Annotated in this window: 21 protein-coding genes; 3 read left to right on the top strand and 18 right to left on the bottom strand. The window is 63.7% G+C overall.

The features are described 5' to 3' along the window. Positions 1 to 3: 3 nt before the first annotated feature. The gene (locus LMTR3_RS19110) at positions 4 to 1563 is read left to right on the top strand and encodes a DHA2 family efflux MFS transporter permease subunit (RefSeq protein ID WP_065746564.1); all 1560 of its coding nucleotides are present in this window, start codon (positions 4 to 6) and stop codon (positions 1561 to 1563) included. A 106-nt stretch (positions 1564 to 1669) separates the two neighbouring features. Here the strand turns inward: LMTR3_RS19110 and LMTR3_RS19105 are convergent, their stop codons facing one another. From LMTR3_RS19105 to pcaF, 16 genes are all read right to left on the bottom strand, one after another. Then, a complete protein-coding gene (locus LMTR3_RS19105; RefSeq protein ID WP_065746563.1) occupies positions 1670 to 2137 on the bottom strand; it encodes a GyrI-like domain-containing protein in 468 nt (155 codons plus the stop codon). Between the two features lie 51 nt (positions 2138 to 2188). Then, positions 2189 to 2671: an SRPBCC domain-containing protein gene (locus LMTR3_RS19100; protein ID WP_065746562.1), complete on the bottom strand. Its 483-nt coding sequence runs from the start codon at positions 2669 to 2671 to the stop codon at positions 2189 to 2191. Between the two features lie 11 nt (positions 2672 to 2682). After that, the gene (locus tag LMTR3_RS19095) at positions 2683 to 3006 is read right to left on the bottom strand and encodes an ArsR/SmtB family transcription factor (RefSeq protein ID WP_065746561.1); all 324 of its coding nucleotides are present in this window, start codon (positions 3004 to 3006) and stop codon (positions 2683 to 2685) included. A 107-nt stretch (positions 3007 to 3113) separates the two neighbouring features. Next, positions 3114 to 5348, bottom strand: a complete 2235-nt coding sequence (locus tag LMTR3_RS19090) for a cation:proton antiporter domain-containing protein (RefSeq protein WP_065746560.1) — start codon at positions 5346 to 5348, stop codon at positions 3114 to 3116. 105 nt (positions 5349 to 5453) lie between these two features. Next, complete coding sequence (locus LMTR3_RS19085) at positions 5454 to 7325, bottom strand: bifunctional sugar phosphate isomerase/epimerase/4-hydroxyphenylpyruvate dioxygenase family protein (RefSeq protein WP_065746559.1); 1872 nt, start codon at positions 7323 to 7325, stop codon at positions 5454 to 5456. Next, the gene (locus tag LMTR3_RS19080) at positions 7322 to 8377 is read right to left on the bottom strand and encodes a Gfo/Idh/MocA family protein (RefSeq protein WP_065746558.1); all 1056 of its coding nucleotides are present in this window, start codon (positions 8375 to 8377) and stop codon (positions 7322 to 7324) included. The genes LMTR3_RS19085 and LMTR3_RS19080 overlap by 4 nt, the downstream gene beginning before the upstream one ends. Further along, positions 8374 to 9114, bottom strand: a complete 741-nt coding sequence (locus tag LMTR3_RS19075) for an ABC transporter ATP-binding protein (RefSeq protein ID WP_065746557.1) — start codon at positions 9112 to 9114, stop codon at positions 8374 to 8376. Before LMTR3_RS19075 ends, LMTR3_RS19080 begins: the two co-directional genes overlap by 4 nt. Before the next feature lie 12 nt (positions 9115 to 9126). Next, positions 9127 to 9870, bottom strand: coding sequence for an ABC transporter ATP-binding protein (locus LMTR3_RS19070; RefSeq protein WP_065746556.1), 744 nt, complete (start codon positions 9868 to 9870; stop codon positions 9127 to 9129). Then, on the bottom strand, positions 9867 to 10865 hold the full coding sequence (locus LMTR3_RS19065; RefSeq protein ID WP_065746555.1) for a branched-chain amino acid ABC transporter permease: 999 nt from the start codon (positions 10863 to 10865) through the stop codon (positions 9867 to 9869). Before LMTR3_RS19065 ends, LMTR3_RS19070 begins: the two co-directional genes overlap by 4 nt. Then, positions 10862 to 11737, bottom strand: coding sequence for a branched-chain amino acid ABC transporter permease (locus LMTR3_RS19060; RefSeq protein ID WP_065746554.1), 876 nt, complete (start codon positions 11735 to 11737; stop codon positions 10862 to 10864). The genes LMTR3_RS19065 and LMTR3_RS19060 overlap by 4 nt, the downstream gene beginning before the upstream one ends. 246 nt (positions 11738 to 11983) lie before the next feature. Beyond that, complete coding sequence (locus tag LMTR3_RS19050) at positions 11984 to 13120, bottom strand: ABC transporter substrate-binding protein (protein WP_065746776.1); 1137 nt, start codon at positions 13118 to 13120, stop codon at positions 11984 to 11986. Between the two features lie 52 nt (positions 13121 to 13172). After that, entirely contained in the window at positions 13173 to 14063 is an 891-nt protein-coding gene (locus LMTR3_RS19045; protein WP_065746552.1) for a shikimate dehydrogenase, read from the bottom strand. Positions 14064 to 14209: 146 nt separating this feature from the next. Continuing rightward, positions 14210 to 15148, bottom strand: coding sequence for a LysR family transcriptional regulator (locus LMTR3_RS19040; RefSeq protein WP_065746551.1), 939 nt, complete (start codon positions 15146 to 15148; stop codon positions 14210 to 14212). A gap of 45 nt (positions 15149 to 15193) precedes the next feature. Then, entirely contained in the window at positions 15194 to 15799 is a 606-nt protein-coding gene (gene pcaG, locus LMTR3_RS19035) for a protocatechuate 3,4-dioxygenase subunit alpha (RefSeq protein WP_065746550.1), read from the bottom strand. After that, entirely contained in the window at positions 15800 to 16501 is a 702-nt protein-coding gene (gene pcaH / locus LMTR3_RS19030; protein WP_065746775.1) for a protocatechuate 3,4-dioxygenase subunit beta, read from the bottom strand. 135 nt (positions 16502 to 16636) lie between these two features. Beyond that, a complete protein-coding gene (gene pcaF, locus LMTR3_RS19025; protein ID WP_065746549.1) occupies positions 16637 to 17845 on the bottom strand; it encodes a 3-oxoadipyl-CoA thiolase in 1209 nt (402 codons plus the stop codon). A 232-nt stretch (positions 17846 to 18077) separates the two neighbouring features. Between pcaF and mutS the strand changes: the two genes are divergently transcribed. Both mutS and LMTR3_RS19015 read left to right on the top strand, forming a co-directional pair. Next, positions 18078 to 20819 (top strand): DNA mismatch repair protein MutS, encoded by a 2742-nt coding sequence (mutS, locus tag LMTR3_RS19020; RefSeq protein ID WP_065746548.1) that lies wholly within the window; start codon positions 18078 to 18080, stop codon positions 20817 to 20819. Then, positions 20816 to 21082 (top strand): hypothetical protein, encoded by a 267-nt coding sequence (locus tag LMTR3_RS19015; protein WP_065746547.1) that lies wholly within the window; start codon positions 20816 to 20818, stop codon positions 21080 to 21082. The genes mutS and LMTR3_RS19015 overlap by 4 nt, the downstream gene beginning before the upstream one ends. A gap of 33 nt (positions 21083 to 21115) precedes the next feature. On the opposite strand, the gene LMTR3_RS19010 is transcribed toward LMTR3_RS19015, so the two are convergent. Then, positions 21116 to 21910, bottom strand: a complete 795-nt coding sequence (locus tag LMTR3_RS19010) for a hypothetical protein (RefSeq protein WP_065746546.1) — start codon at positions 21908 to 21910, stop codon at positions 21116 to 21118. Between the two features lie 142 nt (positions 21911 to 22052). Beyond that, on the bottom strand, positions 22053 to 22562 hold the full coding sequence (locus LMTR3_RS19005; RefSeq protein WP_065746545.1) for an OsmC family protein: 510 nt from the start codon (positions 22560 to 22562) through the stop codon (positions 22053 to 22055). Positions 22563 to 22629: the final 67 nt, after the last annotated feature.

Here is a 22629-nt window from a genome sequence, read left to right as displayed (position 1 = left end):
ACCATGGTGACGCCGGGCCAGCCATCGGCATCCGTTCCCGGCCTGCGCCGGAACATGGTGACGATCTGCGCCATGACGGCGACCATCATGCAGGCGCTGGACACGACGATCGCCAACGTCGCGCTGCCCTACATGCAGGGCACGCTGTCCGCGTCGCAGGACCAGATCAACTGGGTGCTGACGTCCTATATCGTCGCCGCCGCGATCATGACCGCGCCGGTCGGGTGGATCGCCAACCGCTTCGGCAGCAAGCGCGTCTTCATCATCTGCTCGGCCGGTTTCACCATCGCCTCGGTGTTATGCGGATTGGCGCAGGACATCGGCCAGATGGTGGTGTTTCGTCTGCTGCAAGGCGTGTTCGGCGCTGCGCTGGTGCCGCTGTCGCAGGCCGTAATGCTCGATTCCTACGCACTGCACGAACGCGCGAAGGCAATGGCGATCTGGGGCATGGGCGTGATGATGGGCCCGATCATGGGCCCGTCGCTCGGCGCCTGGCTGACGGAAACCTATTCCTGGCACTGGGTGTTCTTCGTCAACCTGCCGTTCGGCATTATCACCGTGCTCGGCCTCGTCATCTTCATGGAAGAGACCAAGAAGGACCTCGAGCTGCGGTTCGACTGGTTCGGCTTCACCGCGCTGGCGGTCGCCATCGGTGCGCTGCAGCTCGCACTCGACCGCGGCGAGCAGCTCGGCTGGCTGGAATCCAACGAGATCATTGCAGAGTTCATCATATCAGCGGTCGGCTTCTATTATTTCCTGGCGCATTCGCTAACCACGTCGCATCCGTTCATCCAGTTCGCGCTGTTCAAGGACAAGAATTTCGTCGGCGGCTGCGTATTCATGGCCGTGATGGGGCTGGTGCTGTTCTCGACCATGGCGCTGTCATCACCGTTCCTGCAGAACGTGATCGGCTATCCGATCATCACCGCCGGCCTTCTGCTGGCAACCCGCGGCTGCGGCACGTTCGTGGCGATGATGCTGGTCGGCCGCATGATGCGCCATATCGAAGCGCGGACGCTGATCGTCTCGGGGCTCGGCATCACCTGCCTGTCGCTGTTCTACATGACCGGCTGGACCGACCAGACCGGCGTAACCGAGATCGTGATCATCAGCGTGGTCCAGGGCTTTGGCTTCGGCCTGGTGTTCGTGCCGCTCTCCACGGTGGCGTTCCTGACGCTACCCAATCATCTGCGCACCGACGGCACCTCGATGCTGACCTTGATGCGCAATGTCGCCAGCTCGATCGGGATCTCGCTCGTGATCTCGCAACTGACGCAAGGCACGCGCTACACCTACGCGGTCCTGTCGGAGAATATCAATCCGTTCAATCACGCCCTGCAGATGCCAGGGGTGCGCGACATGATCGACCTCGCCACCGACAAGGGCCGCGCCATGGCGGATATGATGGTCAAGGCACAGGCGCAGATCATCTCGTTCTCGTACGACTATCAGCTCGTGATGATCTTCACCGCCTGCGCCATCCCTCTCGCCATCATGATCGGCTCGACCAAGGCGACGCTGCGCGAGCAGTCGACCGCGCCGGATCATGCGGTGATGGAGTAAGACCTAGAGCCTTTTCGGTTCTGATTGAATCAGAACCGGGGCTCTAGATTCTTGCTTTGACGCGTTTTCTTGACGCGAACCGGTGTCCACTTCGCTTGAAAACGCTCTAAGACGCCAGCAATTCCTTGCTGAGTACCGTCCGCCACGCAGAGGGATCAGCGCTCATGTCCGGGCCAACCGCATAGGACTCATAAAGTCCGTCGGCGGTCTTGTGTCCTGCGGCCTTGATGGCGCCAATGAATTCGCCCCAGGCGCTGCCGAGGCCCTCATAGCCGCCATGATAGGTGGTTTGGGCGATATTCATGGCGGGCCATTGCCCCGGCTTCATACGATGGGCCGGCGCCACGGGCGTGGCGACCGGAAGGCATATCTCGAAATCGAAGACTTCACCGGGGTTGCGGATATGGTGTGTGAACCACGGCCCGATGACTGGGATGTTCTGTGCGGCGACGGCAGCCTTCAATTCGGCGAGCCCGGGTCCCATCACCTTGCGAACGTCTTCGCGCGGCACCTTGATCGGGATGGAGGCCGTGAGTTGCTGGGTAGTCTGAAGAATACGAAGCGGTTCGATCACGGCGCGTCCTCATTGAAACGTTGCTGGGATGAGAGTCGCTGCTAATGGCAGCTAGGCGCGAGGGAACGAATTGATGAAGCTCTCGAGCCGGGCGTAGCTCGCTTCCATTCCCTGCTCCATGCCGGTCGCCAGCATCGCGGCGCGCGTCGCAGCATCTGGCAGCGTCATTCGCATGGTCATCAGGGTGCCGGCTCCGTCCGGCGCGAAGTTGGTTTCGACGTGATTGTCCGGTGTCGGGTCCGGCATATGCATCCGTTCGACATGTACGAGGCGGCTGAACGGCACCACCTCGATAAATTCACCGGTCAGGTGGAAGCCACCGCCCTTGCCGTCGCTCCATTCGTACCGGATCTTGCCGCCCGGGCGTGCCTCATTGACGCAGACCGGCATCGTCCAGCCTTCCGGACCAAGCAGCCACTTCTGGATCAGTGCCGGCTCGGTGTGCGCGCGAAACACCGCCTCCGGCGTGGCGGCAAAGCGCCTGGTAGCCACGACGTGGGTGTCGCCTTCGGTCTTCAGCGTCAACTTACTCATGGGATTGCCTTTCACTCCTGGGGTTTCATTTCGGCCAGCACGTCGTCCAACCGGTTGTAGTTTGCCGCGAGCGTCTGCCGCAGCATCGCGAGCCACTGGTCGATCTCGGCGACGGCCGCGGGCGCCAGTCGGCATGGCCGCTTCGTGCCTTGGACGCGGCGCAGAATAAGGCCGGCGCCTTCGAGGACCTTGAGGTGACGGGAGATGGCGGGCTGCGTCATCTCGAACGGCTCAGCCAATTCCATGACGGTGGCCTCGCCTAGCGCAAGGCGCGCCAGGATCGCCCGGCGAGTAGGGTCGGCCAGGGCGGAAAAGGCAGCATCAAGGTTCGCCATAGAACATCTCAGATCGGTTATATAACCAATCTCTTATATAACTGTTCTATTATGTCAAGCCGAGAATGTGGAGGCTCGCTGCGGCTGGCCGCCGGCTGCCCGGCAACTCAGCTCGATATCAGCAAGACCGAGGCGGTCGAGTTCTCCAGAACCGAGGAGGCGACGCCGCCAAAACTGAGTTTTTCGCTCTGGACGCGGTCGGCCCCCAGAACCACCAGATCAACGCCGCTGCTTTCGATTTCGCGCAGGATCGCCTGCTCGGGCGACGCGCTGGCGCGGATCGCCGTGGCTGCTTCGATCCCGTAGCGGGCGGCAAGCGAGCCGGTGTCCCTCAGGATCGCCTCCTGTTGCAGCAATGAGGCATTCTTGCCGCGGCGTCCTTTGTCCCTGGTCGCGGCCACATGGAGGAATCGGACCGATGTCGGACCGGCGCGGGCCAGTGCGACCGCGACATCGGCTCCCCGCCGCGACGCGCCGCTACCCGATACCGGGACCAGAATCCTGAACGAAGAGCTTGCCGCGGGTTGTTCGAGATGGCCGCCCCTGGCGACGACGATGGCGAGCGGGCCATCAAAGCCTGCCGTCACATCCTCGATCCTTTCGTCAAAGCCGTTCTTGGCGCCGACCACCCTTTCCGTTCCGACGATCAGCAGGTCAAAGCCCTTCCGGGCCTCGTCGATGATGGCATCTGCCGGCTTTTTGCTCTTTGCGCGCGTCGTGACATCGATCTCCCGCGCGGCCTCGTCCGGGCCGGAATCGACGATGATTCTCGCTGCGCTCCTCACCGCGCTTTCATGGCTTTCCTCCTCGTCGCGCTTCTTTTCCTGACGCTTCGCACGGGCACCGATATGCAGCACGGTGATCGGAATGCCGCGCGCGCCCGCAAGGAGGCCTGCGAGATGGGATGCAAACTTCGCGTTGGCACTCTCGTCGACGGCAAGCAGCAGACGCTCCAGATTTGCGATAAATCCCTTCTCCTCCAGCTCCTCCCGTTCGAGCCGCTCTCTCTCGTCCGCCTTCATGGGAAGCCGCGACAGCGCGGCGCGCAGCATCGGCGGCATGGCGATCGTGGTCAGGATCGCCATGGTGACGATCATCGAGAACAGGTTCTGGCTCAACACGCCCATGGAAAGGCCGATGCTGGCGATGATGACCTCCGTCGACCCTCGCGCGTTCATGCCGCTTGCCAGCGCAAAGCATTCGTAGCGGCTCATTCCGCCGAGACTGCCGCCCACGAAGGCACCGCCGAATTTACCAATGCTTGCAATCAGCACCAGCAGCGCTGTTAGCCATAGCAAATTCGGATCCTTCAGAACCGTCAGGTCCGCGTTCAATCCCGCCAGACCGAAGAATACCGGCATGAACAGGCTGGTGATCAGCCCGCGCAATCGCTCGTCGATCTGCCGGGTCAGGATCGGCGATTCGCCGACCAGCACGCCGGCGACAAACGCGCCGAGCACTGTGTGCACGCCGATCGCATGGGTGATCAGGGCCATGCTGCCCATCAGCAGAAGGATGACCGTGATGACGGCGGACGCGCTGACCAGCGTATCGTTGGCCCAGCGAATCAGCCGAAACGCCAGCCGCCGCCCGATCGTGAAACTGACGGCCAGGAAGATCAGCGTTCCCGCCACCGCCTGACCTACCGACAAGAGGTCGAGCGTGCCCTGCGAGGCGAGACTGAAGATCACGGCAATGATGATCCAGCCGATCGTGTCATCGATGATCGCCGCCGCGATGATGATCTGGCCGACATTGCGGCGCATGAAGTTCATCTCGCGAACGACGACGGCGACGATCTTCACCGAAGAAATCGATAGCGCCGTGCCCAGGAATAGCGAGGCGACCAGGCGTGCCTCCGGATGCGGGAGCAGGCTGTCGGGCAGGATTTGCCCGAGCAAAAAGCCGCACAGGAAGGGAACGACGATGCCCGCGATGGAAACGATGATCGCGGCCCTGCCGACTCTCCTGACCAGTCCCAGATCGGTCTCCATTCCCGTCAGCAGCAGCAACAGCAGAATGCCGAATTGGGCAAGACCTTCGATCAGGGCCTTCTGCTCAGCGGAGGGCGGAAAGAGCGCAGCGTGCGCCGAGGGCCAGACCCACCCGAACAGCGACGGACCGAGCAGCAGCCCCGCGAGCAGTTCGCCGACCACCGACGGCTGGCCGATGCGTTGCATGATCTCACCGAGCCCGCGGCCGACGGTGATCAACAGCACGATCTGAAGGATGAGGATGAATTCGGAGGGACGCGTGGCGTCTTCGGCCGCCTCGGCCAACGTGGCCGTCAGCACCACGACGGGAATAACCCACAGTGTCAGCCGGGCCGACCCCCGCTTCATCGGTCATCATCCTCCGGAACGGCGTCGACAGCCTTCCCAGAGGTGAACTTTCCGAAGCCGCGCGCGTTCCCGAGGGCTTTTTGTGACGGCAGAATTCGCGGTCGCTCAGGCCCGTGGCATGGTGAACGGCCGGGATTCCCGGGTCTGGGCGGCGAGCCTGATCGCAGCGTTGGCAGCGCCGAAGCCGTGATAGTCGCGCCGTTCGACGATCTCGAAGAAGAACCGCTCGTCGAAGGCATGGGTATAGGCCTGGAAGAATTCGCCCTCGCCTTCGCGATCGTAGAGAATCTGATTGTCGCGGAGCGCCGCCATCGTCGTGGCGTCGAGGCCGTATTTGGCCTCGAGATCGTCGTAGTAATTGTCGGGAATCTTCAGGAAATCCGCACCCCGCGCGCGCATGTCGGTCACGGCTGCAAAGATATCGCGGCAGGAGAACGCGACGTGCTGGACACCGGAGCCGAAGAATTCGTGGATGAAGCGGGCCGACAGCGTGCGCGTCGCCGACGAACCGTTCAGAACCACCCGCAGGTTTTCGTTGCCGTTGATCAGCGCCTGGCTTTGCACCAGGCCGACCGGATCGGCGATCTCGAACTGAGGCAGACGCTTCAGATCGAGAATGCCGGTGTAGAACAATAGCCACGACAGCATCTCATCGTAGGGCATCGATTGCGAGATGTGGTCGACGGCATCGAGACGATCGGTAGCCGCATCGCTGCGCAGCGGCTCGAAATCGAGGTCCCAGTTCTTGCCGGCTTGCTCCAGGAAATACAGCAGGCTGCCGCCAACGCCGCGGATCGCCGGGATTTCAAGCTCGCCCGGCCCAACCGGCTGATAGAAGGTGCGCGCCTGCAGCGCTTCCGCGCGCGCCATGGTGCTGCCGGCGTCGTCGACATCAACAGCGATAGCGCAGACCCCGGGACCGTGCGCGACAAAATGCGAATGCGCAAAGCTATCAGGCTCGCAATTGATCACGAGATCGATATGGCTCTGCGACCAACGCTCGACGTCCTTGCTGCGATGAACGCCCGTCTTGCGAAAGCCGAGTTGGCCGAACAGCGCCGCGAGGTCGCTGGCTTTCTCTTCGCTGACGGCGAATTCGATGAAGCCGACGCCGCGGCTGCGCGCCTTCGGCGGCAGCGGCTTTGGCGCAGCGCTCGAGGCGGCGCTGCGGACGTCGTCCTCGAGCAGGATCAGCGAGCGCAGCCCGTCGGTCGCGGTGCGCACCGCCGAGCCGGCGCGAAACTGGTCATTGAATATTTCCAGCGACAGCGGGCCGGCATAGCCGGTGGCGAGTACGTCTTCCACGAAGCGCGCGACCGGCAGGTCACCCTGCCCCGGAAAGCAGCGGAAGTGCCGGCTCCAGGACAAAACGTCGAGGCCGAGCTTTGGCGCGTCGGCCAGTTGCACCAGAAAGATCTTGTCGGCCGGAATCGATTGAATCGGCAGCGTCGGGAACGACGGCGCCAGCGCATGAAAGCTGTCGAGAATGATGCCGATCGATTTGTGCTCGGCGCGCCGCACGATCTCCCAGGCGTCGCGATAATCATTGACGTGAAGTCCCCAGGCGAGCGCCTCATAGCCGACGCGCAAGCCTCGCGCGGCGGCCCGTTCACCCAGTTCGCGGAAATCGGCGGCCGCGCGGTCGATGCCGCCGAGCGCGGCCGGCGAGATGTTGCTGCAGATCAGCATCGAGTCGGTCTGCAATTCCTGCATCAGGTCGAACTTGCGCTCGGCGCGGGCGAAATTGCGCCCTCGCTGCGGCTCCGGCATGCCCTCGAAGTCGCGAAATGGCTGGAAGGCGCAGATCGACAGCCCGAGATCCCGGCACATCTGGCCGACGTCGCGCGGGCTGCCTGCGAACGACAGCAGGTCGTTCTCGAAGATCTCGACGGCGTCGAATCCGGCAGTGGCAATCGCCCGCAGCTTTTCGTCGAGTGTGCCGCTCAGCGAAACGGTAGCGATCGAGCGTTGGTTCATGCGACCTGCTCCATGATCCGAGCCGGCGATACGCGATTGCCCGTGACCGCGGCTTCGCGCACGGCCTCCACGACGGCGAGCGTGCCCGTGGCGTCTTTGGCGGATATCAGCGGCGCTTCGCGCCCTGCGATCACGGCGCAAAAATGCCGGAGCTGCTCAACCAGCGGATCGGCCGCGGGCACATCGACAGCAGTACGGGAGAGTGGTGCATACCAGCCACCTTCGTCCGGGTACGACCACAGCTCCATGGTCGGCACCGAGAGCGATCCCCGGGTGCCGGCGAACAGATAGCAAGGCTGATCCTGCTTCGGATACGCCCCGTTCTCGCCCGACGACAATTCCCAACTCCATGGCGCCGGCGTCGCATCCGACAGCGTCACCGTACCGATCGCGCCACCGGCGAACTTCAGGAGCAGGCCCGCGGTATCCTCGACGGCAAAGCCGCGCGCCTTGTGCGAGGTCATGGCCTGAACTTCTGCTATCTCGCCGCAGATGAACCTGAGATTGTCGATATCGTGCACCAGATTGATCAAGAGCGGCCCGCCACCGATCTCGCGCCGCCCGACCTCGAAATAATCGTCCGGCTTCTTCAGAAGCCACAACCCGACGACGGCGGTGAGCTGGCCGATCTCGCCGCCTCCGACCTTGTCGCGAATGGCATTGATGCGGGGATTGTGCCGCCGGTGATGGCCGACCAGGACCGGCACGCCGCTTCGCCGCGCGGCCTCGCAGAGACGCAGCGCAGCGGCGACCGTATCCGTCACCGGCTTCTCCACCAACGCCGGAACACCGTGCGCGACGCAATCGAGCGCCATCGACAAATGCAGCGCGTTGGGCGACGCAATGATCATCCCGTCGGGCTTCTCGCGCTCCAGCAGGGCGCGATGATCGCCGTACCAGGCAATCCCCTGCGCTTCCGCAAACGCTTTCGCCTCGGGCGACGGATCGGCAATCCCGGCCAGGGCGCAATCGGATGACGCGGCGACCAGATCGATGTGCCTACGCCCAATCAACCCCGCGCCTGCCACACCGATCCGCGTTGCGCCGCTCATGCCGCCGTCTCCGTCATGGCGCCCCCCAGGAACAATTGCCCGATGCGGGGATCGTTCAGCACCCGCTCCGCTTTATCGACGAGCCGGGTCTGGCCGAGTTCGAGCACGATGCCGTAATCTGAAATTTCCAGCGCCGAGCGCGCATTCTGCTCGATCATCAGGATCGACACACCGCGGTCGCGCAGTTCCTTCAGCATATTGAAGGTCTGTTGCACCATCAGCGGCGACAGCCCGATCGAAGGCTCGTCGATCAGCACCAGTTGCGGATTAAGCAGCAGGCCGCGGACGATTTCGAGCTGCTTCTGCTCGCCGCCCGACAGCGTGGACGCCTGCTGCGTCGCCCTTTTGCGCAGCGCAGGAAACTTGTCGAGCGCCGCCTCGATTCGCGCAGGCAGATCGGTTATGTCCCGCCCGGCGACGACGGCGCCGAGCTGGATGTTGTCGCGCACCGACAATTCAGGGAAGATGTTGCGTCCCTGTGGCACGTAGCAGATGCCTGACGTCAGCAATTCGCGCTGGCTCAGCCCGGTAACGTCCCGCCCTTTGAATACGATCCTGCCTTCACGCAGCTTCAAGAGGCTGAAGATCGCCTTGAACACGGTGGATTTTCCGGCGCCGTTCGGGCCGATCACGGTGGTGATGGAGGCCGCCGGCACGGAAAAACTCGTGCCGTTGAGAATCGTCATCTTGCCGTAGCCGCCAATAAGGCCTTGAACATCCAGGATGGCATCGCTCATGGATCGATCCCTTTAGTGGCCGAGATAGGCTTCGATGACGGCAGGATTGGCGCGGACTTCGCTAGGCGTGCCCATCGCCAGCAGCCTGCCTTCCGCCATCACCATGACGCGGGTGCAAAGCGACATCACGAATTCCATGTTGTGCTCGATCACGACGAAGGTGGCGCGCTTCTCGCGGTTGATCGCGGCCAGCCGTTCCTTGAGATCGCCCAGCATCGTGAGGTTGACGCCGCCGGCCGGTTCATCGAGCAGCACCAGCCGCGGGCCACCCATGAACGCCATGGCGGCGTCGAGCAGCTTTTGCTGGCCGTATGACAGCCCGCCCGCAGCTTCGGTGGCCAGATGGTCGAGCTTGAAGAAGCCGATCATCTGGTCGGCCGCAGCGCTCAGCCCGGCATCGGAGGGGCCGAACAGCCGCGACACCATGTTGCCCTGATGCTCCTGGCCAGCAAGGATCAGGTTTTCACGCACCGAGAGTTTCGGGAATACCTGTAGAAGCTGGAAGGTGCGGCTGACGCCCAGGCGGTTCAACTCGGACGGCCGCAATCCCGTGACGGTTTTGCCGTCGACCTTCACCTCGCCATCGGTCGGCGTGAGCTGCCCGAGGATGCAGTTGAACAGCGTGGACTTGCCGCAGCCGTTCGGGCCGATCAGGCCGAGGATTTCGCCCTCGTGCACGTCGAAGCTGACGCCGTCGACGGCCTTGATGCCGCCAAAGCTCTTTCTTATGTCGCTGACTTCGAGGACCGCGGTCATGGCGCCGTCTCCAGCCGGGATTTGGCGACCGCCCGCAAGGCGGACGCCGCCTTGGTGCGACGCTCGGTGAGATAGCGGTCGAGGATGCCGAGAATGCCGGTCGGCGAATAGATCAGGAGCAACATCACGGCGACCGCATAGAGCATCAGATAGTAGCCTTGCGTGAAGCGCAGCCATTCCGGCAGCAGCACCGCAATCATTGCGCCGAGGAACGGCCCGAAGAAGAATCCGGAGCCGCCGACGATCACCATCATCAACAGATCGAGCGAGAGCGAGAGGTTGAAGGGAACCGGATCGATATATTGCGTCAGCGGCGCATAGAGTGTGCCGGCGACGCCGCCGAGGGCTGAGCCGATTGCGAACGCCATCAGCGTATAGCGGCGCGTGTCGATGCCGAGCGACAGCGCCCGCACCGGATTTTCGCGCAGCGCCACGAAGGCTCGGCCCCAGGGCGAGCGGATCAGCCACCACATCGCCAGCGAGACGATGCCGAGCGAGCCGAGGCAGAAGTAATAGAACGGCAGCGGCCGGTTGGTCGCGAAGCCCAGGACATTCGGCCGCGGAATGTTGGAGATGCCGTAGATGCCCTTGGTGAGCCAGTCCTCGTTGCGGAATACCAGGAAGGCCAGCGTCGAAAACGCCAGCGTCACGAAGGCGAGGTAATGGTGCTGCACGCGCAGCGCGGGATAGCCGAGGATCCAGCCGATCGCAAAGCACAGCACGATCGCAACGCCGAGCGCCACAATCAGCGGCATGCCCTGCGTGGTCATGATCGCTGCCGCGTAGGCGCCGATGCCGACGAAGGCGCCCTGCGCGAGCGAAACCTGGCCGGCATATCCCAGCGTCAAATTGAGCCCCATTGCGGCAATCGTCATCACCGTCCATTGGCTCAGGATGTAGAGGCCATAGCGGTTGAAATTCATCGGCACAATAATCAGCGCCGCGATGACGGCAACGCCGAGGGCGATGCGCCAATATTTTCCTGCTGCGGTCATACCGTGCGCTCCTCGGGCCGGCCGAGTAGCCCCTGCGGACGGAACAGGATGATGACGATCAGCAGGATCAACGGCACCGCGGCGCGGTACTGCGTCGACACATAGGCCGCCGCCAGATTGTCGACGACGCCGATCAACAGCCCGCCGGCAATGGCGCCGCGCACCTGGTTGAAGCCGCCGACGATCGCCGCGATGAACGCCGCCTGTCCAAGCACTTCGCCGGAGGAGAATTTCGCGAGATAAATCGGCGTAATCAGCAGCGACGCCAAAGCCACCAGAAACGCGTTGATCAGGAACGTCAGCAGAATCATGCGTTCGACCGGCACGCCGATGATGCGGGCCACCGTCGGATTCTGTGCGGTCGCTTGCATCTGGTGACCGATCGACGTGCGGTTCAGAAGCGCGGTCAGGCCGATCACCACGGCGATCGCAAGTGCGAGGACGCCGAGGCTCTGCAACGAGACCACGCGGCCGAGGATCCAGACATCACCGGCTGGCACGATGGACGGGAATGGCGAGGCTTCCGCGCTGAAGAACTGCTTCACCGCCTCTTTCATGCCGATCGCGAGCGCCATGGTTGCGATCGCGAGCGGCAGCACGCCGTGCCGCAGCATCGGATCGACCAGCAAGAGCTTGAAGCCGAGCCCCAACAGCAGCAGCGACAGCAGGATGCCAAGGATGATGGCGAGCCAGAACGGCGCGCCCGCATGCATCACGGCCAGCATCAGGAACGCCGGCAGCATCACGAATTCGCCCTGTGCGAAATTGATGGTTTGCGACGTCTGCCACAGCAGCGTGAAACCGACGGCGACGAGGGCATAGATCGCCCCGGTCGCAAGGCCTGCCACGAGCAGATCGAGCAGATTGGACATGCTTTTCCCTCACCGTCACACGCGGAGATCGGCTCCGCTACTCTCAGATGAAATCGCTCGGCCGCGCGACGGGCTCCACCTCTCCCGCTTGCGGGGGAGGTCGCATCGCATCGACGGATGCGATGCGGGTGGGGGCTCTCTCCACACGGACGGCGTCGCTCGTGGCGACACCCCCACCCCAGCCCTCCCCCGCAAGCGGGAGAGGGAGTGCAGCGTCGTCGCCGCGCGACTTCATCTCATCACGGCTCAATTCAGCTTCGGCAGCACCTGCTTGACGACCTGCTTGCCCTCGACGATCTCGACCAGGAATCCCTGGCGATCGATGTCGCCCTTCTCGTCGAAGGTCACATCCATCAGGATGCCGGGCTCGCTCGCGGCCTTGATGGTGAGGCCGTGAAGCGTATCGGCGAACTTTTTGGGATCGACCTTGCCCATCTTCTCGGTGGTCGCCTTGACCATGTAGATCGCGAGATAGCCCTTGAGTCCGTTGTGGTCGGGCACGTAGTTGTACTTCTTGACGAACTTTTCCCGGAAGGCCTTGACCAGATCGACCGGCGCATCGGTGGTGAGGCCGACATGGCCGCGTGCGCCGTTGGCGGCGTCTCCAGCCAACTCGACCACCTTCTGACCGACCAGGGTAGTCTCGCCCACCAGCGGCACTGCGACTGCCTGGCGCTTCAGCTCTTTCAGGATGCGCGCGCTTTCTTCCTCGTTGAGGTAGACGAAGACCGCATCGGGCGCCGCGGCCTTGATCTTGCTGACGTCGGCGGCGAAATCGGCTTGCCCCGCTTCCGTGGAAAGGTCTGCCGCGACCTTGATATTGTATTTGGCGAATTCCTTAGTGATGACGTCGCGGCCACCTTTGCCGAAATCATTGTTGACCCAGACGATCGCAGCCGATTTCGCCTTCAGCTCATCGTTGATGTATTTGGCAACCTTCGGCATCGAGGACTGCTGGCCGAACGAGGTGCGGAACAAAAACTTGTTGCCGCCCTGCGTCAGTTCGGCCGCCTCGCCACCCATGATCTGGGTGATGCCGGCTTCCGCGGCGAGCGGCGAGGTAACCTTGACCGAGCCCGAGTAGCCGGGCCCGAGGAGAACGTAGGGCTCATTGTCGAGCGCCTTTTGCACCTGCGCGCGCGCAACGCCGGGATTCGACTGCGAATCCGCATGCGTGACCTCGAGCTTGCGGCCGAGCACGCCGCCCTTGGCGTTGATTTCCTCGATCGCGAGGTCGATGCCGTTTTTCCAGTTATTGCCGACGGTGGCGCCGCCGCCGGACAGTTCGGCGACGTCGGCGAGCTTGATCGGCGCGCCCTGCGCAAATGCGGTTGCGGCCGATACGGTAACGAGCAATAGCCCGGCAAAGATTCCAGATCTCATTTCCATCCCCTCTTGTTGTTTCAGAAAGACGGCCTTGTCGCCGGCCGTTCTGTTACGCTGCATTCACTTTAGCGTAGCGTTTGGCCATCACGGCGTCGAATGCATTTCCCATCTCGACAACCGATGGCTTCAATCCCGTGAACAGCTCGAAGGCGTCCGCCGCCTGGTAGATCGCGAGCTCCCGCCCGGTCATGACCTCGGCGCCCTTCGCTTTGGCGGCATTCAACAGCGGCGTCCAGAGCGGCGTGTAGACCGCGTCCGCTACCCAAATATCCCTGTGCAGCAGTGCATCCGGCACAGGCGTGCGACGGTTCGGCAGCATGCCGACCGGCGAGCCATTGACCACGCCGGTGACGCCGCGCATGGCTTCCTCGACGCTATCGGCAACCCTCGTGCTGCCACGGCTCTCGATCAGGCCGGCAAGTTGCGTTGCCTTGACTGCATCAGTGTCGAAGATTCTGATCTCCGCCACGCCAATTCCGGCAAGCGCAAAGGCGATCGCCTTGCCGACACCGCCCGCGCCGATCACGGCGACAACGCTCTGCGCGGGATCGCGGACGAGTTCAGTGATCGCCCGGGCAAATCCCGTAGTGTCGGTGTTGTGCCCGATCAGCCGGCCATCCCGAACCACGACGGTGTTGACGGCGCCGATCGCGCGCGCACCGGGCGACAATTCGTCGAGCAGGGAAACCACCGCTTCCTTGTACGGGAAGGTGACGTTGACGCCCGCAAAGCCCAGACGCCGGACGCCGTCGAGCAGCAGCCGCAATTCTTCGGAGGCAGCACCGGCAACTTCGATAAGCTGGTAATGGCAGTGCGCGCCGAGCGCTTCGGCGGCCCGCTCATGCATCGCCGGCGACGCCGAATGCGCAATCGGTGCGCCGATCAGGCCGGTGAGGAAGCGGCGATCGGCCGGAGCAATCGGGCGGGCGGCAGGGCTCATGATCTCGTCGTCGGGCGCAAACGCGCGTTAGGGCCAGCGGGCGGCTCGGGAACGTCCCGATCCGGCCGAACGATAGCGTTTTGCCGACCTAACACAATTACCCATTTATGCCGGATATATAACATCATGTTATTTCTTGCGCGGCGTTATTTCTTGCGCGGCTTGGGATCGGGCTTTCGCAGCGCCGCCATACTCGGTCCAACGGCGCGCATTTCCGAGCGCAGGCACTCGATGAAATGCTCGATGTGCAGCGACAGCGGAGCGCCGCGCTTTACCGCGATGTAGGTGTCGAACCTGGTCGGCTCGACGATCTTCAGTAGTTCGACGCCGGGATAGCCGCCATGCGCGACGGTAAACTGGTCGATCACGGCGATGCCGAGACCGGCCTTGACCAGCGCGCACACCGTGGTGCCGAAGCGTGCGCGGATGGTGATGTCGTAGTCGAGTTTGTTGCGCGCAAATATCTCCGCCATGATCCGTCCATAGGGATCGTTGGGATCGATGCCGATCAGGGGATAGCGGATGATTTCGGCGGCCGAGACCTGCTTGCACCCGGCAAGCTCATGCCCGGGCGGCACGATGCAGAACAATTCTCCCGACGCCAGCGGCAGGAAATCCAATCCGGGATGCTCGAGCCGGTAGCTCATGGCGACGCAATCGCCGCGGCCGAGCAACAGATAGTCGACGGCTTCCTCGATCTTGAGGATGTTGATGTCGATCCGTAGTTCGGGATAACGGCGCCGCACCCGCTCGATCGCGCGCGGCACCATCACCTGCGAGATGCTCGGCACCGAGCCGATGCGCAGTTCGGACAGATCGCCGCGTCCGATCTTGGAGATGATCTCGGAGAGATCATCCATCTTCTCGTAGACGCCGTTGATCTGCTCGAAGATGTTGCGGGCTTCCGCTGTCGGGAAATAGCGCCCGTTCTGGCGCTGGAAGAAGCGGACGCCCAGCGACTTCTCGGTATATTTCACCAGCCGGCTGATGCCCGGCGCGGATACGTTCAGAAGTCTCGCAGCGCCGCCGATCGTGCCGGTCACCATCACGGCGCGGATCACCTCGACCTGACGGAGCGTCATCATGTGCGAAGTCTTGCCTGTCGCGCCGCCCCTGCGATGCAGTCGCGGCTACACGTCGAAGAACACCGTCTCGTTGTCGCCCTGCAGATGTACGTCGAAACGATAGACCGCATTGCCGCTGCCCGACTGGCGCGTCGCGATCAGCGTGGAGCGGCGCTCGGCCGGCACCAGCGCCAGCACCGGATCGGCGGCATTGGCGGCCTCGCCGCCGAAATAGATCCGCGAATAGAGATGCAGGAGCATGCCGCGTGCGAACACCGCGAGCACGATATGCGGCGCCTGCGGCTTGCCGTCGGGATCGGGCACCACACCCGGCTTGATGGTATCGAAGGCATAGCCGCCTTTGGCATCGGTGCCGATGCGGCCGAACCCTTTGAACGACGTATTCGGCAGCGCCCGCTTGTCCTGCGGATCGCTGAACCTGCCCTGCGCGTCCGCCTGCCAGATCTCCAGCATGCAATCGACGACTGGCACGCCGTCGCCATCGAACACCGTTCCCTCGACGCGAATGCGCTCGCCCGAGGTATCCGGCGTCAGCAGATTGTTGTTGAACGCGTCGTTCCAGTCGTATTTGCCGTTCGGCGTCAGGCCATAGGCGAAATACGGACCGACGGTTTGCGACGGAGTGACTCCGTCCGGTTTCGCCTGTGACACTTACTTGTTCTCCATCGGCGTGGCGTTGCGCCCGCGCAGCACAATATTGAAGCGGTAGCACAGCGCCCAATCCGGCTTGGTGTTCTCCAGATCGAATGACGAGATCATCCGGTTGCGCGCCTTCTCGTCGGTGACCGAATTGAAGATCGGATCGAACGGAAACAGCGGATCGCCGGGGAAATACATCTGAGTCACCAGGCGCGAGACGAAGGAGTGGCCGAACACCGAGAAGTGGATGTGGGCGGGGCGCCAGGCGTTGTGGTGATTGCCCCAAGGGTAAGCGCCGGGCTTGATGGTGACGAAGCGATAGTAGCCTTGCGCGTCGGATAGCGCGCGGCCGGCGCCGGTGAAATTCGGATCGAGCGGCGCGGGATGCTGATCGACGACGTGGACATAGCGGCCGCAGGAATTGGCCTGCCACAGTTCGACCAGCGTGTTCGGCACGCCGCGGCCATCTTCATCAAGCACATGGCCGTGCACGATGATGCGCTCGCCGATCGGCTCGCCCTTGCCGTGAACCGTGAGGTCGTGATCGTTCGCGCGCACGGTCTCGTGGCCGTAGACCGGTCCCGTCAATTCCGACAGCGTATGGCGCATCGGAATCAGCGGCTTGGAGGGCGAACGCTTGACCGTACTCTTGTAGGCGGGAGACAGCCGCGGCGGATGCGCCGCGAGACTTTGCACTGGATAGACCAATGTCATGACGAATTCCTCCCTCGCATCGCAGTCGCCGCGCAAAATCGCTTTGCGGTTTTGTCGCGAAGCCGCGCTACCGGATCATTATATGACATAACTAATTTGGGAAAGGGCGATTTTTCATCCTCCCAAACCACTGTCTTAATTGACCTTTTCGATCGCGACCGCAACGCCTTGGCCGACGCCGACACACATGGTTGCCAAGGCAAGCTTCCCGCCCCGCTTCTCCATGCCGTGCACCGCCGTCAGCGCCAGCCGCGCGCCGCTCATACCGAGCGGATGGCCGAGCGCGATCGCGCCGCCATGCGGATTGACGAAGTCGGCATCGTCCTTGACGCCCAGTTGCCGCAGGCAGGCTATGCCCTGGGAAGCGAAGGCTTCATTGAGCTCGATCAAATCGAAGTCAGAGATCTTGATGCCGAGCCGCTCCATCAGCTTCTTCGTCGCCGGCACCGGGCCGATGCCCATGATGCGCGGCGGCACCGCGGCCGAGGCTAACCCTAGGATGCGCGCTCGCGGCGTCAGCCCGTGCCTCTTCACGGCGGCTTCGGAGGCCAGGATCATCGCCGCCGCGCCGTCATTGACGCCGGACGCGTTGCCCGCGGTCACCGTGCCGGGATTGCGTACGATCGGCTTCAATTTTGCCAATCCTTCGAGCGTCGTTTCGGGACGCGGATGCTCATCCTTGTCGACGGTGATGGGACCTGCCTTGCCGCCGGGCGCCTGGATCGGCGTGATTTCCTCGGCGAAATATCCCGAGGCGATCGCCGCGCCCGCGCGCTGCTGCGAGCGGATCGCCATCGCATCCTGGTCGGCGCGCGATACCTGGAATTCCTCGGCGACGTTCTCGCCGGTCTCCGGCATCGCATCGACGCCATACTGCGCCTTCAACAGGGGATTGATGAAGCGCCAGCCGATGGTGGTGTCGTAAATCTCGGCCGAGCGCGCAAACGCTTCCGGCGCCTTGCCCATCACGAAGGGTGCGCGCGTCATCGATTCGACGCCGCCGGCAATCGCGAAATCGATCTCGCCGGCGCGGATCGCGCGGCCCCCGGCGCCGACCGCATCGAGACCCGACGCGCAGAGGCGGTTCAGCGTCTGGCCGGGAACCGATTCCGGCATGCCCGCCAGCAACAGCGCCATCCGCGCGACGTTGCGGTTGTCCTCGCCGGCCTGGTTAGCGCAGCCGAAAAATACTTCGTCGACCTGCGACCAGTCGAGATTGGGATGCTTCGCCATCAGCGCCTTGATCGGGGCTGCGGCCAGATCGTCGGCACGCACCTTGGCGAGCGAACCGCCGAAACGGCCGATCGGGGTCCGGACGGCATCGCAAATGAATACATCACGCATAGAATTTCTCCCTGAATGCCGTGCTTTAGGCGTTGACCCAGATTTGATGGCGAGTTTTAGGAGCGCACCCGCGGCAGGTCAATTGAGGCATGGCTGCCCCGCGGCGCTTTCGCGAAGGGGCCGTCATGCTCCGGGCGTATAATCGGTCGAGCGGCCCCAGGCGTGGAAAACTCTGACAACGCAGGTAAGGGAATAGGACCAGGCGGCGAAATTTTGTAGCTTGCCGCCCGCAATGACGATCCAGCAATCCATCCCCTCCCCCGCTCCGCCCGAGGCCACGCCGGCGACCGACGCCCCTTCGCGCGTCACGCCGATGATGGAACAATATCTCGAGATCAAGGCCGCCCATCCCGGGCTCTTGCTGTTCTACCGGATGGGCGATTTTTACGAGCTGTTCTTCGAGGACGCCGAGATCGCCTCGAAGGCGCTCGGCATCGTGCTGACCAAGCGCGGCAAGCATCAGGGGATGGATATCCCGATGTGCGGCGTGCCGGTGGAACGCTCCGAGGATTATCTGCATCGCCTGATCAACGCCGGCCATCGCGTCGCCGTGTGCGAGCAGACCGAGAATCCGGCCGCCGCCCGCGCCCGCGGCAACAAGAGCGTGGTGGCGCGCGGCGTGGTGCGGCTGGTGACGCCGGGCACGCTGACCGAAGAAACGCTGCTCGATGCCCGCACCAACAATTATCTGCTGGCGATCGCGCGCGCCCGCGCCTCCTCCGCCGGCGACCGCATCGGGCTTGCCTGGATCGATATCTCGACCTCGGAGTTCATGGTCACGGAATGCTCGACCGCGGAACTGGCGGCGACGCTGGCGCGGATCAATCCGAATGAAGCGATCGTTACCGATGCGCTCTATGGCGATCCTGATCTGGGCGCGCTCTTGCGCGAACTGCCCTCAGTGACGCCCTTGACCCGCGACGTCTTCGACGGAGCCACCGCCGAACGGCGCCTGTGCGACTATTTCGCGGTCGCGACCATGGATGGCCTCTCCGCGATGTCGCGGCTGGAGGCGACCGCCGCGGCCGCCGCCGTCACTTATATCGACCGTACCCAGGTCGGAAAGCGCCCGCCGCTGTCGCCGCCGTCACGCGAGGCTGCGGGCACGACGATGGCGATCGATCCCGCCACCCGCGCCAATCTCGAACTGACCCGCACGCTTGCGGGCGAGCGGCGCGGATCGCTGCTGGATGCGATCGACTGCACGGTTACCGCCGCCGGCTCCCGTCTATTGGCGCAACGTCTGGCGGCGCCGCTCACCGACAGTGCGGCCATCGCGCGGCGGTTGGACGCGATTGCGACATTTGTTAGCGATAGCGCCGCACGTGACGATATCAGGACCACGCTGCGCGCCGCGCCCGATATGTCGCGCGCGCTGGCGCGGCTGTCGGTCGGTCGCGGCGGCCCGCGCGACCTTGCAGCTTTGCGCGACGGCATTCTCGCGGCAGACCAGGCGCTGGCTCGCCTCACGCAGCTCGAAGCCGCACCGGCTGAAATCATCGCCGTGATGGAGGCGCTGCGCCGCCCGTCGCGCGATCTGGCACGCGAATTCGAACGTGCACTCGCCGCGCAACTGCCGCTGATCAAGCGCGACGGCGGCTTCATCCGCGAAGGTTATGAGCCCGCGCTCGACGAGAGCCGGAACCTGCGCGACGCCTCCCGCCTCGTGGTCGCCGCGATGCAGGCGCGCTACGCTGACGATACCGGCATCAAGGCCCTCAAGATCCGTCACAACAACGTGCTCGGCTATTTCGTCGAGGTCACGGCGCAGCACGGCGACAAACTGATGGCTCCGCCGCTGAACGCGACCTTCATCCACCGCCAGACGCTGGCCGGGCAGGTTCGCTTCACCACCTCCGAGCTCGGCGAGATCGAAGCCAAGATCGCCAACGCCGGCGATCGCGCGCTCAATCTCGAACTGGATATCTTCGAGCGGCTCTCTGCGATCGCGCTCGCCGCCAGCGACGATCTGCGCGCCGCGGCGCATGCGTTCGCGCTGCTCGATGTCGCGACCGCGCTGGCGAAGCTCGCGATAGATGACAATTACGTGCGGCCAGAGGTCGACGGCTCGCTCGGCTTCGCCGTCGAGGGCGGCCGGCACCCCGTCGTGGAACAGGCCCTGAAACGCGACGGCCAGCCGTTCATTGCCAATGCCTGCGACCTCTCGCCGGGACCGGGCCAGAAGTCGGGCCAGATCTGGTTGATCACCGGCCCGAACATGGCTGGTAAGTCGACGTTCCTGCGCCAGAACGCCTTGATCGCGCTGATGGCGCAGATCGGCTCCTACGTGCCGGCGTCGCGCGCCCGGATCGGCGTCGTCGACCGCCTGTTCTCACGCGTCGGCGCGGCCGACGATCTCGCGCGGGGACGATCGACCTTCATGGTCGAGATGGTCGAGACCGCCGTGATTTTGAACCAGGCCAGCGAGCGCTCGCTGGTTATCCTCGACGAGATCGGCCGCGGCACGGCGACCTTCGACGGCCTGTCGATCGCCTGGGCCGCGATCGAGCATCTGCATGAAGCCAACCGCTGCCGCGCGCTGTTCGCCACGCATTATCACGAGCTGACCGCGCTCTCCGCCAAGCTGCCGCGGATGTTCAACGCCACCGTGCGCGTCAAGGAGTGGCAGGGCGATGTCGTATTCCTGCACGAGGTGCTGCCGGGCTCGGCCGATCGGTCCTACGGCATCCAGGTCGCCAAGCTCGCGGGCCTGCCTCCGGCCGTGATCGCGCGCGCCAAGTCGGTGCTGGCGAAGCTCGAAGCCCAGGACCGCGGCCAGACCGCGCGCGCACTCGCCGATGATCTTCCGCTGTTCGCCGTCCCCTCCCGCGCCGCCGCCGAAGCCGCAGCCCCGAGCGAGGCGGAGCTGTTGATGGAAGCGGTGAAGGCGCTGCATCCCGACGAGATGTCACCGCGCGAGGCGCTGGAGGCGCTTTACAAACTGAAGACGCTCGCATCGAAGGCGGACAAATGAAACAGGTCGCGACGCTGCTGGTGTGGCTCGCGCTTCTCTTCGGCCTGCCGCAGGTCCTGATCTGCGGCGTTATGATCTTTTCTTCGGGCTGGGCGATGCCGCTGGTGCTGATTTTCCTGCTGTCGCCATTCGTGCCGCTGATCCTGATGCAGGAAATCCGCCGCTGGCAGAGGTTGCCGCCGGCGGCGACAGCCAGCGCCGCGCTGCTGTCGATTGCTGTATCGGGCGGCTTCTATTGGATGCTCCATTATCGGATGCGCTAAAGATTCCATGCAAAGCGGAAGCAATGATGGCGATTAGTGTGCAGCCTTCCGCTTGCCCCACCAGAATAGGCCGAGATTCCACCCCACACATGTCGCGAGCGCCAGGCTCAGCCCTATCGTCGAGCCGAACTGCAGTGCTGTGACATGCAGCACGGCAATCGCGATGCCGAGCCCCATCAATCCCCAGGCGCTGTTGGCGAGCACGGCCGCGGTCGGCGGGCCACCGATCCGGGGATGCAGGATCAGCATCATCGAGGTGAACACGATCGGGAATAGCGCGATCATGCCGCTGATCTTGGGACCAACCCAGCTAGATGTCGTGACCACCGTCGCCACCAAGGTTGCGACCAGCGATGCCCGCAGCGGAATGTCGTACCAGCGCCGCCTGATCGGCGGCATTTTGGCGTGACGATAGCGGGCGAGCAGCGGCACGCAGATAGCAAAGGCAATGGCGTTCGCGATCAGGCCGCCGGTCAACGACCATTGCACCGAGCGGATGATCGCGGCGAGCACGAGCCATACGGCGACCGCCACGAGGCAACTAAGCAGGGCGCCGTGGCGCTGCGCGAGTACCACGTAAGTCAGACCGAGGAAGATCGTCGCAGCATTGATCGGCAAGCTCGCCAGCGCGCCCTCGGCGATGAAGGCCGCGTCATGATCGAGCGCGAGGAATACGTAGGACGGCCCCGCCGAGATCGGCAGCGTCGCGATCAGCGCACCGATGACGGGGCCCGAGCGTTCGGTGACGATGGAAGCCGTCACCACGAACCCCGCGGTGATCGCCATGCGCAGGCCGAGCGTCAGGATGAAGGCGAGTTCGGGGGACATGCTCTATCCGTCGTCCCTGCGAACGCAGGGACCCATACGCCGCGGCTGATCGATTTTGGGAGGTGCGGGCTGATACTTCCCGCACCAATGGACTTCGGAGGTAATGGGTCCTGCGTTCGCAGGGACGACGCCGAAGATTGCCTCACACCCGCTTCATCGACACCGAGACTTTCGGGCCGTTCTTGATGGTCTGATAGACCACGCAATAGCGTTCCGTCAGCTTGAGCAGCAGATCGAGTTTGTCCTGCGGCGCGTCGGTTGCGACCTCGAAGCGCAGGCGGATCTCCTCGAAGCCGACCGGGGCTTCCTTGTCGACGCCGAGCGTGCCGCGGAAATCCAGGTCGCCCTCGGCGATGACGTTGCCGGTCTTCAGGGTAATATCAGTGGCGGTAGCCACCGACTTCAGCGTCACGCCGGCGCAAGCGACCAGGGCTTCGAGCAGCATGTCGCCGGAGCAGAGCTCCAGGCCGGAGCCGCCGGTGGCGGGGTGCAGCCCAGCAACCGCCAGCGCGCGGCCGGTCTCGACCTTGCAGGCGATGCCTTCATGGTCGATCGAGCCTTTGGCTTTGAGGGTAATGACCGCGGCCGAGGGATCGGACTTGTAGCGTTCCTTGATCGGGGCCTGCATCGCGCGGAGTTCGGCGGCGTCCATTTTCTACTCCCGGATTTTTTTGTGCATCGGATATACTGGGCTATCGATGCGCTGTCATCACACACCC

It is taken from the genome of Bradyrhizobium sp. LMTR 3 (assembly GCF_001693485.1).
Classification (GTDB): Bacteria; Pseudomonadota; Alphaproteobacteria; order Rhizobiales; family Xanthobacteraceae; genus Bradyrhizobium.
Note: the sequence above shows the minus strand (reverse complement) of the source record. Positions and strands in the feature narration are given on the sequence as shown.